This window comes from Vibrio sp. QJM3NY_27 (assembly GCF_057785955.1).
In genome coordinates, this window is sequence record NZ_CM173512.1 from 1741930 (window position 1) to 1755561 (window position 13632).

General features: G+C 43.9%; 11 protein-coding genes. 9 read left to right on the plus strand and 2 right to left on the minus strand.

From position 1 onward, the window contains the following. Positions 1 to 42: 42 nt before the first annotated feature. On the minus strand, positions 43 to 576 hold the full coding sequence (locus AC3CIA_RS23325) for a YbhB/YbcL family Raf kinase inhibitor-like protein (protein ID WP_237298087.1): 534 nt from the start codon (positions 574 to 576) through the stop codon (positions 43 to 45). Positions 577 to 819: 243 nt separating this feature from the next. On the opposite strand from AC3CIA_RS23325, the gene AC3CIA_RS23330 reads away from it, so the two are divergent. The 4 genes from AC3CIA_RS23330 (at position 820) to AC3CIA_RS23345 (ending at position 6249) form a co-directional block, all read left to right on the plus strand. Continuing rightward, positions 820 to 2229 carry an ATP-binding protein gene (locus AC3CIA_RS23330; protein ID WP_488519177.1) on the plus strand — a complete coding sequence of 470 codons (1410 nt, stop codon included), beginning with the start codon at positions 820 to 822 and terminating at the stop codon, positions 2227 to 2229. Then, positions 2207 to 2854 (plus strand): response regulator transcription factor, encoded by a 648-nt coding sequence (locus tag AC3CIA_RS23335; RefSeq protein ID WP_054546940.1) that lies wholly within the window; start codon positions 2207 to 2209, stop codon positions 2852 to 2854. The genes AC3CIA_RS23330 and AC3CIA_RS23335 overlap by 23 nt, the downstream gene beginning before the upstream one ends. Continuing rightward, positions 2854 to 3672, plus strand: a complete 819-nt coding sequence (locus AC3CIA_RS23340; protein WP_372042838.1) for a DUF2861 family protein — start codon at positions 2854 to 2856, stop codon at positions 3670 to 3672. Before AC3CIA_RS23335 ends, AC3CIA_RS23340 begins: the two co-directional genes overlap by 1 nt. A 120-nt stretch (positions 3673 to 3792) precedes the next feature. Next, complete coding sequence (locus tag AC3CIA_RS23345) at positions 3793 to 6249, plus strand: glycoside hydrolase (RefSeq protein ID WP_488519178.1); 2457 nt, start codon at positions 3793 to 3795, stop codon at positions 6247 to 6249. Between the two features lie 72 nt (positions 6250 to 6321). On the opposite strand, the gene AC3CIA_RS23350 is transcribed toward AC3CIA_RS23345, so the two are convergent. Then, positions 6322 to 7224: a LysR family transcriptional regulator gene (locus tag AC3CIA_RS23350; RefSeq protein WP_488519179.1), complete on the minus strand. Its 903-nt coding sequence runs from the start codon at positions 7222 to 7224 to the stop codon at positions 6322 to 6324. A 128-nt stretch (positions 7225 to 7352) separates the two neighbouring features. On the opposite strand from AC3CIA_RS23350, the gene AC3CIA_RS23355 reads away from it, so the two are divergent. The 5 genes from AC3CIA_RS23355 to AC3CIA_RS23375 all read left to right on the plus strand — a co-directional run bounded on the left by AC3CIA_RS23355 (position 7353) and on the right by AC3CIA_RS23375 (position 13534). Continuing rightward, positions 7353 to 8417 (plus strand): HlyD family secretion protein, encoded by a 1065-nt coding sequence (locus AC3CIA_RS23355; protein ID WP_019822141.1) that lies wholly within the window; start codon positions 7353 to 7355, stop codon positions 8415 to 8417. A gap of 3 nt (positions 8418 to 8420) precedes the next feature. Beyond that, a complete protein-coding gene (locus AC3CIA_RS23360; protein ID WP_488519180.1) occupies positions 8421 to 9971 on the plus strand; it encodes a DHA2 family efflux MFS transporter permease subunit in 1551 nt (516 codons plus the stop codon). A 286-nt stretch (positions 9972 to 10257) separates the two neighbouring features. After that, positions 10258 to 11847: a response regulator gene (locus tag AC3CIA_RS23365; protein WP_488519181.1), complete on the plus strand. Its 1590-nt coding sequence runs from the start codon at positions 10258 to 10260 to the stop codon at positions 11845 to 11847. After that, positions 11841 to 12173, plus strand: coding sequence for an Hpt domain-containing protein (locus tag AC3CIA_RS23370; protein ID WP_017079133.1), 333 nt, complete (start codon positions 11841 to 11843; stop codon positions 12171 to 12173). Before AC3CIA_RS23365 ends, AC3CIA_RS23370 begins: the two co-directional genes overlap by 7 nt. 464 nt (positions 12174 to 12637) lie before the next feature. Then, complete coding sequence (locus AC3CIA_RS23375; protein WP_488519182.1) at positions 12638 to 13534, plus strand: sigma-70 family RNA polymerase sigma factor; 897 nt, start codon at positions 12638 to 12640, stop codon at positions 13532 to 13534. Positions 13535 to 13632: the final 98 nt, after the last annotated feature.

Genomic DNA, 13632 nt, shown 5'->3' on the forward strand with positions numbered 1-13632 from the left:
TCGCTTTATTAGCTTGTGTCAATTACTAACGTGTGTAAGCTATTAACGTGTGTAAGTTGTAGTCAGTTTCGCTTTGCCTAAAGCCATGCTGTTCAACGTGAATCCAACCACAGCCGACGGCGTGTTTTCGTCTAGGTTGAGCTTATCCGTTGGCAATGCCCAAACCGCGAACTGGTAGCGGTGCATGCCATCTTTTTCAGGAGGACAAGCGCCACCGAAACCTACCGTTCCATAATCTATGCGGCCTTCTTTGCCACCCACTTTAGAGATGTCGACACCACGAGGTAGCTCGCTCACTGTTGCTGGAATATCAAACGCGACCCAGTGCCAGAAACCACTTTCAGTTGGTGCATCTGGATCATAAGCCGTGATTGCAAAGCTTTTGGTTCCTGCTGGAGCATCTTTCCACATCAACTGCGGTGACAAGTTCTCGCCATCACAGCCCCAACTTGAATATTCAAACGTCTTCGCCATTGGGTGACCTTCTTGAATATCATTACTCGTTAATTCGAATGCCTGAGCCGAGCCCGCTGTTAAGATACTAAGTGCCAATACTGATTTAATGAGTGTTTTCATGGTGGTTCCTCTGATTAGGTATGAGCCCAGTATAGTCCCCTCCATCCGTTCAATAATGACAATAAGTACACAATTATCTAGTTTAATCCATTAAAATGATACTTACTGTATTTCCAATTTATTATTTTAAAACATGACCCACTCGACAATTTGTTGTTAAAGGAACACTTGTTGACATTCAGGTTACAAATCACGTCCAAAACTCTTTAGACTCGCCCCACGACTTTTAACGAGAATGATTGGATGCGCAGGTTTACCTTAGCCCTTGGCTTGATCTTTTGGCTCCCAACTCTAGCCAATGCCCAAAGTTTGCAAGACAAGTGGCAAACCCTGTATCAACTGAGCTGGCAATCATCCCCAATCCTAGTATCTCAACAAGAGTTGGCTCAGTATCCGAAAGTTCTGCTTCATGAACGTAGCCGCTATCCTGATTTCAACCAATTCAGTTGGGACGACATCGCAGCGTTAGCGTCAATACAAGATCACTGCCGAGCGATTGAAAGCAATAACCCTTCATTAGATGACGCCATCGAGTTTGAGCTCGCTTTGTGTCAGCAACAAGCATTGGATTCCATTTGGTTTGCAGCACACTCCAAACGACACCCTGCAGGTGGCAGTTTTGCTGATCGTTATTTAGCCGCTTACCCAGATGTGACCGAGCAGATACGCCCATTTTTGAGTCTTACCAACCCTCAGCATCCTTTATATAACAAGCTAGAAAACCTAAGCGCACAAGGCAGAGAAGCACTGCTCAGTGGATACCGCGCTTGGCAACAGGACGATGTGCTTTGGTTAAGTGGCGAACAAGGCTGGAAAGCCATTCCCTTAAATGTTTGGCAACCTATTGCAGAGCGGCAAGAGGTATCTTTGACGGGTGAAACCTGTACTTTTCGTTACAGCAACGTGTGCTTAAGCGAGCCTAGCAATGACAATCTGATCATGAAAACGTTGATCTTTACATTGCTGTTAACGTTGCTTTCCGGACTCGGTAGAGTCTTATACCTAAGAACAAAACAACGAAAAGAGAGGCAGTTCGTTTTACAGCTTCTTACTCATGAACTGCGCACGCCAATTACTAGCCTAGGCTTAACCGTCGAAATGTTTAGAAATCGCTACGATGACTTTTCTGATGAAACTCAAAATGCGGTTTGGCGTTTAATATCCGACTATCAAAGGCTCTCTCAGCTCACCGAAAACAGTAAAGTGTATCTAAGTTCGGATCAGTCAGAACCTTTGTTGAAGCAAAACGCTTCATTAGAAGAGTGGCTCGATCATGTATGTGAAAAGCACAATATCGAGTATCAATGTGATTCAAGTGATGCTGAACTTAACCTACCGTATTACTGGCTAACCATCTGCTTAGATAACTTGATTAAGAACGCTAAACAGCACGGTATAGGTGAGGTTTTGGTCAAGGTAGAACTCGCTGATAAGCTCAGGATTGAGGTGCAAGACGAAGGTCACTTCCCTTCTTTTCTGCAACGGTTAGTATCTCGAGCAACACCGAATATCAATCACAGACAAGACAACATGGGCATTGGCCTCACAATTGTCGAACACTTGATGAAACAAGCGAATGGCCGCCTCATTATTCTTCGTAACCCAACCCGATGTATTTTGGAAATAGCTTATGAACACCCTACTGCTGATTGAAGACGACCATCTACTTGGACAGGGCCTCGTCAGCTTCTTTGAGTCCAATGGTTACCAATGCCTTTGGGCGAAGGATTCAGAGAGTGCCAGTAAGCAATGGTTCCGAGCCGATCTAGTGATACTGGATCGACAACTCGAAGACGGTGACAGCTTGCGACATTTGCCGAATTGGTTACTGCTCAAAGCCCTACCAGTGATTGTGTTAACGGCTAAAGTGGAAGTCCAACAACGCGTAGAAGGCTTAATGGCAGGAGCCAAAGATTACGTCACTAAACCTTTCTCGAACGAGGAGTTGCTTGCTCGAGTCATTACCCAACTTCGTCCGTTAGGGGTGAGCCACTTAAATTACGCAAATATCCAAATCAACTTGTCAGAACGAATCGCTTATTTGGATGAAAGCCCGATCACGTTAAAACCTAAAGAGTTCCAGTTATTGGTCTTGTTTGTTCAGAACCAAAGTCGTGTGTTTCATCGTGATGAGTTACTCAATAAGATTTGGGGTTATCAAGCCTTTCCAAGTACCCGAACCGTGGATAATCACATACTGCGCTTGCGCCAGAAGCTGCCAACCCTAAAGATCGAAACACATCGCGGCGTTGGTTACCGCTTAGCTGGGGAATCATAATGAGAGTCACTTCGTTAATCGCATTGATCTGCGCTTTGCCGTTTGCGTGTCACGCCGCTTGGTTTACCAACACACCATTGCAACATACGTATCAATCTCTGCTTGATGAACAACCTCAAGTCGCGTGGCAAGAGCTTCAAATCGCACTCGATCAACAAACACTCGATAGTGAGCTTTGGCTGCCTGTGAAACAAGAGATATTGAGCCAAACTCAATGCGGAACTTCACTAAGACAAGACACTGAGACGAAACATCACATTCAAGTTAGCTTCATTCGACGCTACGGCCTGTCATCGCAAGGTTATCAAATCAAAGTCGCTGCAGAGCAACTCAGTGAAGACACGAAAATCCAAACACAACCTATCTCTCTGGTTTCCCCAAGAGGTAAAATCCTTCTCGATGGACAACTCGCTTCTAACAATGAGTATCAAGAGATTGAGACTAGTGAAATGTTTATCAAACCCGAATCTGGTGTTTATCAACTAAAGATAGATTCAAACCACTATCCTATTGTTGTCGCTTTAGACAACAGCAAGCGATGGTTAACACTCGAAAGTAAACTCAGCGCACCACATATCGTGATCACGCCACCGAAGGTGATCAACAACTGCCCTAACGCCAATGTGAGTTGGCAATGGTTCGATGAGAACTACAACCTGTTAGGCTACAAAGTGCCAATCAAGATAGCGCAAGCACCCGTTCCCACAGAAAGCCCACTAGGGACTAATGCCAAACACTTGAGTGCTTCGGTTGAAATGTTTGAATACCAAGGCGCGATTGAAGTCCAATATGTGCAGCGTGTCGCGGTGCCTTTCTAATGGAATGCATTCAGAAGAAGATGAGAAACTAGGTAATGCAGAAAATAGAGACATATAGGTGACAAAGCACTAGCGCTACTTGGGTGTAATAACCGTACTTACCCTTTACGGAATCTAGATATGCTCAGCGTACGTCACCCACTCAATCTTTCTACTTGTGCCATTGTAGCTTTAACAACAGCTTGTCTGTTTTCATCCAACGCACAAGCGGGCCAAATAACGCTCACCACTATTAGCACCAGCAACAGCAGCGTTAGCGGAAATAGCATTAGCGGCAGCAGTATTCGCGACAACGCTAACATCGCCACTAACAATACAGTCTCTATTTCATCGAATACTTTAGAGATAGATTGGAACGGCTTAAGCGTTAACAGCGGCGCTCTCACCGTTGATAACCAACCACAGAAAGCGACCAATCTAGTCATTGGTCTTTCCGATAAAATTAATTCAGCAAAGACCGCAACTTGGACCTTAGTACCTAGTGGGATAAACGTTGAGGCCGAGCTTAATCAAGACCAGCTCACTTTTCAGTTCAGCTTCCCTTCAAATATACAGGTGAAACGTAACCAGCCCGTAGAGTTGGCGTGGTTTGATCTTGCAGAAAAACAAACTCAGACCCTATTTCTTCCTTTTAGCGAAGGCATGCGTGTACCTACAAATAACAAGCTTTGGGGTAGTTATCTAGTCGACAACCATTCTGGAAGCAACACCACTCAAGACCTAAAGATGCCTTTTTGGACAGCACAACAGAACGACCACTTCATTAGCTATCAGATGATTAATGCAACCAACAATCAACTGCTCTTTGCAGATGCATCCTCTAATACTTCCACAAATTCCAAGACCAGAATTGATATGAAGGCATCACACCAATTTACGATGCTCAATCAGTCACAATCTTTTATTGTTCGTATCACCCTTGGAGACTCGTGGTTAGATGGAGCGAAACACTACCGCGATTGGCGCATCGAAAATGGCCTTTCTGAAACACTTGTAGCAAAGCAAAAGCACAATCCAGATGTGAGTAAGCTAATCGGCGCAAGCCACATTTACCTATTTGGCAAAGACCCATTAAGCATCCAAGATGTAAGCGACTGGTGGGGATTGAAAACCTGGTATTTAGAAGGCTCTAAACTCAACGTTTCGAATGAAGCAAAAAGAGAGCTTTCATCACTCTCCAAGGGCAAAGACTGGTTCAGTCAGTACCACAAACAGTTATTGTTGGACTCTATTAGCCAGTCGTTGCAGGTGTTATTTCCAGTCGGTAATCCGACACTCGAAAACAACACGATTAAAGCTCAATACGTGGCAGCGCAGAATAAGAAAAATTGGTTGGTTGAACACGCCTCCCCCTACCTAAACTCGTCAGACACTTGGGGACAAGCGTTGTCTTCAGACATGGTAACCAATCTAAATAAGGCAGGCTTAAACAAACTTTGGCTCGGATTTGATAATTGGATGCCAGCATTCTATCAACCTAACGCTGTGGGTCTGGCAAAACAGTCAGGATATCTGGTCGGCACCTATGACTCCTACAACACAGCCATTCCTGCGAAGCTGAACGACAACTGGCTAACCGCTCAATTACCAGAGCCAATGCGTCAAAGTTGTGCCATTGAACTAGCGGATGGCAGCCTAAAAAAAGGGTTTCGAGGTAACGGATTCTATCTTAATCCGAATTGCCATTTAGATTACGTAAAGCAGCGCGCTCAAGACATTATGAAATTCGGCAACTTCAACAGCTTGTTCTTAGATGTTGATGCAACCGCCATGGCACGTGAGGATTACAGCGGCTCTATAGACAGTCATAGCAAGAGTCATAGCAACAGCAATGGTAATGGCAATGGCGATACAAACGAATCGGATATGCTTTCTGCCTTCAACAACCGAATGCAGTGGCTAAGCGAGCAACCATCGTTAGTATTAGGCTCTGAAGACGGCAACAGCCTAACAACAAAAGGCATCGCGTTTGCACACGGCTTAGAAACGGTAGGCTTCGGTTGGACAGATAAAGACATGAAAGAAAATCGTCAATCACCTTACTATTTAGGTCGTTGGTATCCAGACCACAAACCTGACTTCTTCTTTAAACCCGCCGAGGTTAAAGAGCCCTACAAGTCGCTACTGTTTTCGCCACAATATCGAATTCCGCTTTACCAAGCCGTTTTCCATGATGAAGTAATCAATACGCGCCATTGGCACTCAGACAGCCTTAAGTTCACTAATGTACAAGCAGAACGAGACTTAACCGCCATGTTGTACAACACACCACCGATGGTTCACTTGACCAGAGATGAAGCTTTATCAAGTTCAAGTCCAAGGATAAAAGCACTCAAACACTATCAAGATGGCTTTGAACCGATGCACGAACAGTTATGGGATAAACAGTTGGTCGATTTCGACTGGTTAGACAAAAGCGGCGAAGTTCAACAAACCGAGTTCAGTGACGGGAGTAAGATCATTGCCAACTTCTCCAACAAGACCTTTCGTCACGATAACATTGATATTGCAGCCCTGTCGGTCAAAGCTATATTAGCGAATGGGCAAGTCGTCGACTGGCAGCCCAATCATAGTTAGCTTCAATACGGTTTAGACAAAAATGAATAATAGGAAGCTTAAGCACTTATTTAACCGCTAATGTTCAGCCCGTTACTTGTGCTTCCTATTTTGAAAGGCAGTCAGTAGATAGTCGATAAAGACCTTTTTACGTTTCGGCATCAACTGCCTGTCTGCATACACTAGGCTTACTGAAACTTCTGGCATCTCATATTCAGGTAACAAACGAATCAGCTTACCTGTCTTGAAGTGTTCCCGACAAATGAATTCAGGAAGCACCGCCAAGCCGAGCCCATCCACACAAGCTGTTAGGCATGCCGTGATGGTATTCACCCGTAACTGACACGGCAGATCGATCAAAATCGACTCACCGCCTTCTAATTGCAAATGCCACTTGGGTAGACGTGCCGCCTTATTCACCACCTCAATCATCCTAAATGGAGGCTTAAGGTCATCGGGTGAAGAGATTTCACCGAACTGTTCTAAATACTCAGGGCTGGCTACCAATACACGCTTCGATGTTGTGAGGTAGCGAGAAACCAAGCTCGAATCCACCAGCTCACCAATTTGTGCGTAAAGATCGATCCCCTCCGCAATGATGTCGACTTCTCGATTCGACAGTTCTAAGTTCAAAGTCACGTTTGGGTGCTCTTTTAGGAAACTGTGGATGTATGTGGCTAATACTTGATGTCCCAATTCGACAGGCAACACAACATTCAACTGCCCTCGGATCAAATCCTGATTGGCAGAAACCTCTAACTCAGCTTGGTTCATGATCTCTTGCATCTGCATGCTCGACTGATAAAAGCGCTCACCCTCTGGCGTTAAAACTAAACTTCGTGTCGAACGAGTGATCAACCTCACACCTAGATGCTGCTCTAGCTCGTCAAGCTTTCGGCTGACGGTCGACTTGGTCATGTTCAACGCTTCAGCTGCGTGCGTGAAACTCCCATAATCAACAACTTGTGTAAAAACAGTCACAGCATTTAAGTCCATCGTACTTCTCCCAAAGCTATATTAGTAAGATTTTTGCAACAGTGTTTCCCTTTTTTCCTATCTTATCAATCAATCGAATTCATTTACAATTCGTTACATCTAAATAAAAACAAAATGAGAAATAAAAAATGACAGAGAACAACAACGCTTCGCAATCAGTAAGCACAAAAAAACGTAAAAAAGCCCCGCTTATTGCTACTGCGATCATGCTGTCATTAGGTCTTGCTGGTGCCGGATATTGGTACGGCTATGGCCAATACTTTGAATCTACCGACAATGCCTACCTACAAGGCGACATCACGAATATAAGCCCGAAGGTGTCAGGTTATATTGTTAAGTCTTACGTGAGTGATAACCAATCGGTTAAACAAGGTGACTTGTTGGTTCAAATTGATGATCGTGATTACCAATCTGCACTTGCTCAGGCGAATGCGCATTTAAGCGTCGTTCAATCAAGCGTACACAACCTTATCGCTCAACAAACGTTACAACGTAGCCAAATAAATCAAGCCGAGAGCCGTGTTGATTCCGCACAAGCTGAATACGAGCGTGCAATCCAACAAGTCGTGCGTTCTCGCAGCTTATTAAAGCGCAACTATGCTTCGCAAGATGAAGTCGACAGCATGGTCGCACAACAAAAAGTCACCCAAGCAGAACTTGAAGAAGCAAAAGCAAACCTCGTCGCAAGTAATGATCAGCTAATCGTGATTGCGAGTGAAATCGAACAAGCAAACGCATCCGTGACTGAAGCTCAAGCACAAAGAGATCAAGCACAACTTAACCTTGATTACACCAAAGTTTACGCGCCAGCAGATGGTGTAATTGGCAAACGCAGCGTGCGAGAAGGTCTGTTGATTCAAGCCGGCGCGCCACTTATGAGTTTGGTACCAAACAACCAAGTGTGGATCGAAGCTAATTTCAAAGAGACACAGTTAAGCGGCATTCATAAAGGTCAATCCGTAGAAGTTGAATTAGATGCCTTCCCGGGACAACCACTTGAAGGCGTGGTAGACAGTTTCTCTCCTGCGACTGGCGCCAAGTTTGCACTACTGCCACCAGAAAACGCGACCGGTAACTTTACTAAAATCGTTCAACGTGTACCGGTGAAAATTACCATTCCAGATCAGCAAGAATTGAAAGGTAGATTGCTTCCTGGTTTGTCTGTGGTAGCGACCATCGATAAACGAGGCTAGATCATGAGTAACGCTGGTGTTGTCACCCACACTAATGATGATGGAGTGGTTTCTAGACGCCATTGGATCGCCCTATTTGGCGGTTTGATTGGCGCGTTTATGGCGATCTTGGATATTCAGATCACCAACTCGTCTCTCAAAGATATTCAAGGCGCGCTGTCTGCCACCTTAGATGAAAGTTCGTGGATCTCTACGTCTTATCTAGTCGCAGAGATGATTGCTATCCCACTCAGTGGTTGGCTTTCTAAAGCGCTCGGTAAACGCCGTTATATCACGTGGACGACGGCCATTTTCACCATTTCATCTTTGCTGTGTTCGTTCTCTTGGAATATGACCTCGATGATCGTATTCCGAGCGATGCAAGGCTTCAGTGGTGGCGCTTTAATCCCGCTTGCTTTCTCGTTAGTGATTCAGTTATTGCCTGTTAACAAACGGGCTGTGGGTATGGCACTGTTTGGCGTAACCGCGACCTTTGCTCCATCGATCGGCCCAACATTTGGTGGTTGGCTGACGGAGAACTTTTCATGGCACTATATTTTCTACATCAATATTCCGCCTGCTTTGCTTGTGGTCACCATGATCCGATATGGCTTGGATGACGAAAAGCTCGACCTTGGGACGCTGAAAAAAGCGGACTGGTTTGGTATTGCCACCATGGCGTTAGGGCTAGGTTGTTTGGAAGTGGTACTAGAAGAAGGTAACCGTGAAGAGTGGTTCAGTTCGAGCTTTATTATTGGCTTGAGTATCGTGTCGGCGGTGAGTTTGGTTTACTTCGTGATAAACGAACTCCAACACAAAAAGCCATTGGTTAACCTGCGGCTATTGCGGGATGGGCAGTTTGCTATGTCTTGTGTCGCCTATTTGATTTTGGGGATGGCGTTGCTTGGCTCTATCTATGTGCTGCCGATGTATCTCACTCAAATTCAGCAATATAACGCGATGGAAATTGGTGAAGTGCTAATGTGGATGGGTTTCCCACAGCTTCTGATATTCCCAATTGTGCCCAAGCTAACACAGATAATTAAGCCTAAGTACTTGGTGACCTTTGGCTTCGCAATGTTCGGTTTCAGTTGTTACGTGAATACGCACATGACAATCGATTTTGCTGGCCAACAGCTGATTTTGTCTATGGTTCTGCGTGCTATCGGTAGCCCATTTATTATGGTTCCGCTGTCTTTGGTTGCCATGAAAAACATCAGCAAAATGGACACGCCAGACGCATCAACGTTAACCAACGTAATGAGAAACTTAGGTGGCGCTTTCAGCATCGCGATTATCGCTACGCTATTGGATAACAAAACCCGTGAGCATCTGGCTCACATCAAGGAGTCGCTACCTTCTGTGAGTCAACTTGGTTGGCAGACGCTTCAGCAACAACAAGCGTTTTTCATTCAGTCAGGAAGTGATGCCGCAACGGCGATGCAACAAGCGCAAGCAAGCTTACTTGGTACAATGCAACGTGACGCTGCCATCATGGCTTACAACGATGTGTTCTTAATGATGACGGCGTTCTTGGCTCTAGCGGCAGTATTGATTTTTAACATGCGTGATTAGCGCTAGTTTTTTAGTTAGTAAAGCTTCAAAAAAGGCTACATTTCGGATAAAAAATCGAGTAAGAAAACAGAGAGGTAAGCTTATCGGCTTACCTCTTTTTTATTTCTAAAACACGGATAACCCCACAAAAATAAGGTAAACGCAGCCTGCGTTTGAAGGCTTTCATAAATGTTATCGAATACTCTTTAATTACCAATAGTTTATTGAGTGTTTGTATGTGATATAGGCACCTTGACAATGTGCAACCTGACACCTAAATTAAACATAACATTTGGTATTGAGGAAAATGGATTTGACCTTACCAACAGACCTGCGGGTTTTGATTGTCGACGACTCTAAGAGCGCAACAATACTCATTAAGCAGCAACTCTCGAGCTTGGGCATTTCACATGATTGCATCTTTATTGCGACCGATTATCGACAAGCCATCAAGGCGGTCGAGACGCACTCATTTCATGTACTCCTCATTGACTACCACTTAGAGCAATCCTTCACGGGGTTTGAGCTTTTGGGGATCCTCTATCGAAACAGGCTCATCGATCATACAGTCGCCACGATTCTTGTTTCTGGGGATATGCGTCAGGAAACCGTATTGACAGCCCTTTCTGGCGAAGCACATCACTTTGTTTCTAAACCGATCAATACTCAATCTTTAGGCAAGAAGATTCAAAGTGCTGTGTCCGTTTCGAAGAAACTCACCCAACTGAATGACTTATATCCGATCACTAATCTGGAACGATTGACACAAGCGTTAGCGATCTCCCCTAATGGCAATAGCGTTCAGTTTGAAGCGACGTTGATTGAGCACTTAATTGGAGGCAAAGAATGGGATTTGCTTTCAAGCACAATCAACAACTCGAACACGAAAATGCACCCGACCAAATTAGTCGCAGAGGCATTAATTCTAGACAGCTTGGGTAAACCGAACCTAGCCATAGAAAAGCTCCACAATTACCTGATTGCTCAGCCATTGTCATTAAACGTTATTGATTGTTTAAGCTGCATTTATGAAAAACATAATATGTTACTGCCCGCACTTAAACTGGCCATAAGAGCGTTTGAAATGACGCCTAGCATCAGTCACCGTGCGATAAGAGCAATCGACTTGGCAGAAAACGTCGACAACACCCTGATGCTTATCAAGCTTGGTGAGATGTACGCGACGCATATATCGTCTGCCGACATTGATATTATTCATTCCATTAGCGCTCACTTCAGTTCACTAAAGGCGACCTACCAACGTGAGACACAATTAAAGTACAAACGTATTCTGCTGGAACATGCTAATCAATTCACAGAGTTGGTAAATCTCAAACTTCCGGTAAAACAACAGCAACAAGTTCTGGCCAGCCTTGCCCTATTTCAAAGTAATATTTTACTCATTGAGAACAGCCCTCAAGTTGCTCACAAGAAAGTGATTCGAGCCTCGACACTGTTAGCAAATAACTTTTACAACCAACCCACTCACTTATTGCTTCAATTGCTGCCTCTCCTGACTCACTTTGGCGAGTACTCCCTGTACCACTTAGTTACAGAGTGCTTAAAAGCTCGAGGGGAGACAATAAACCACCAACTCGAATCAAAAGATGTAGACCCTTCTACTTGTGTAAATATCGAAAATTCCGATTCCATCCAAGAACTAAAGGACTACATTCACAATTACCCATATTCAATTGCGGCGAAACTTGACTATATATATGCCGTCCATAAAGCTCATATAGAAGAAAACCTTAGACACGAATACTTGAAACAGCTCGCACAGCTAGAGCTTCCACCAAGATGGAGCCAATGGCTCAGTGATTCATTAAGATCTGGTTTTTCTACTAAGCCGCCCAGCCCATTTTCAACATACAGCCGACAGGAGTCTATATGCTAGATTTTGATGCCCTAAATGCCTACTTAGATAATGACAAAGAAGTGATTTTCGCTGTGTTGTCTGTGTATCAAGAAGACCATGGCAATTCATTAGAAGAGATACAAGAACTGGTACAGCAACAGGATTGGGGCAAGCTTCATTTTACCGTGCACACATTAAAAGGCATATTAGCCAGCTTCGGCGAAGAAACCGCCACCGTGGCCTTAGAAAGAGTGGAGCAAAACACACTTAATAAGCTTGCACCTCAAGATGATGATCTTTCTGTTATCTACAGCGAAATGAAGATCATCAACAAACAAATCGATGAGGTGCTCAGCACTTATTAGTCAATTCACTGAGCTTTTAGTATTCCGTAACAGCTTTTAGTCTCCACTAATAGTTTTATAGTTTTACGCAGCAAACAATGTCAGCTGAACAGGTTAAAGAGCTGAGGTACTTTGGCAACATGGAACCTCGACTCTTGCCACGTTCTCCTCATTTTCCCTATCAATTATATAGCCGCCCGCTACTATAAATTCACTCGATTTATCTACATACGCCAATGCATAATACATACTTTATAAGCTATGCATGTTCATGTTTCCTATGAAAAACCGACACGTTCGATGAGATGTAAAATGGTTAAATACTTGTAGATCTTTTTGTGACGTAAGTATACGAAATTGCATTTTATTTATTGGTAAAGAAGAAACTGTTATCTACACTCTAATGAAACCAAGCGTTAATCACTTGGTGGCATAATAATAAATAAAAAAATAAAACGTTCAGTCGGCTAAAAAAGGACAAGGAAATGAACAATGACAGTTTTGCTGCGTTTCAGGGGCTCATGGATGACACACCCATTAAAGAATCATTTTCTACCACTGCAGAACCTTATGCTCACTATCTAAAGGATATTGTGGGGATTGATCTGCTGTCGCGTGAAGATGAGGTGTATTACGCAAAATTGAATCGCGCTGGTGACAAGCAAGCACGTGACATCATGATCGAATCAAACCTGCGACTTGTTGTAAAAATCGCAAAGAGTTACCTAAAACGTAAAGGCAACAACTTCACGCTGCTCGACCTTATCGAAGAAGGTAACATCGGCTTAATCAAAGCAATCGATAAATACGATCCCGAACCCGGTTATCGCTTTTCGACTTACGCCGTATGGTGGATTCGAGAGAATATTGAAGCAGCATTGATGAACAAAGGTCGTACTGTCCGATTGCCCGCCCACGTATGCAAAGAAATAAATAGCCTCGCGTCCAAGAAGCTCGATGTAAGTAAAAAAATGAGTAAAGAGATTTCTATTTCAGAGTTGTCAGACAGCTCTGGTGTTAAGGCCGAACGCGTCGATCAACTGGTGGCGTTAAGTGGGTTTATTGACGTGACAACAACGGTTGGTATCAGCCACGCACCGATAGTACTTGAACAGTGTGAAAGTGAGTATATCCCTGACCCGCAAAAAGATTGTGAAGATCAGTCTTTTACCCAAGCTCTAGAGCAAATAATAAACACACTGCCACCCAAATTACAGAAGGTTCTCATTCACCGTTTTGGTTTCTTTGATAACAAGGTGAAAACACTGTCTGAGGTGGGACAAATGCAAGATGTGAATGTTTCTAATGAGCGTGTTAGACAAATGCAGAAAGAAGCAGTCGAGAGAATTCAAAAACGACTCAAATTTGATGGTTGGGTGTAAGTCTCAACCCTACTGATAAGTTATAACGACAGGAAAGAACAATAACGTTAGACAAAAGCATCGTTAATTGAGAAACAACGTTAATTAAAGAAAGAACC

Excerpts from the sequence above, each read along its gene's own strand:
- AC3CIA_RS23325 (WP_237298087.1), bottom strand. The coding sequence starts at position 576 with ATGAAAACACTCATTAAATCAGTATTGGCACTTAGTATCTTAACAGCG.
- AC3CIA_RS23330 (WP_488519177.1), top strand. The coding sequence starts at position 820 with ATGCGCAGGTTTACCTTAGCCCTTGGCTTGATCTTTTGGCTCCCAACT.
- AC3CIA_RS23335 (WP_054546940.1), top strand. The coding sequence starts at position 2,207 with ATGAACACCCTACTGCTGATTGAAGACGACCATCTACTTGGACAGGGC.
- AC3CIA_RS23340 (WP_372042838.1), top strand. The coding sequence starts at position 2,854 with ATGAGAGTCACTTCGTTAATCGCATTGATCTGCGCTTTGCCGTTTGCG.
- AC3CIA_RS23345 (WP_488519178.1), top strand. The coding sequence starts at position 3,793 with ATGCTCAGCGTACGTCACCCACTCAATCTTTCTACTTGTGCCATTGTA.
- AC3CIA_RS23350 (WP_488519179.1), bottom strand. The coding sequence starts at position 7,224 with ATGGACTTAAATGCTGTGACTGTTTTTACACAAGTTGTTGATTATGGG.
- AC3CIA_RS23355 (WP_019822141.1), top strand. The coding sequence starts at position 7,353 with ATGACAGAGAACAACAACGCTTCGCAATCAGTAAGCACAAAAAAACGT.
- AC3CIA_RS23360 (WP_488519180.1), top strand. The coding sequence starts at position 8,421 with ATGAGTAACGCTGGTGTTGTCACCCACACTAATGATGATGGAGTGGTT.
- AC3CIA_RS23365 (WP_488519181.1), top strand. The coding sequence starts at position 10,258 with ATGGATTTGACCTTACCAACAGACCTGCGGGTTTTGATTGTCGACGAC.
- AC3CIA_RS23370 (WP_017079133.1), top strand. The coding sequence starts at position 11,841 with ATGCTAGATTTTGATGCCCTAAATGCCTACTTAGATAATGACAAAGAA.
- AC3CIA_RS23375 (WP_488519182.1), top strand. The coding sequence starts at position 12,638 with ATGAACAATGACAGTTTTGCTGCGTTTCAGGGGCTCATGGATGACACA.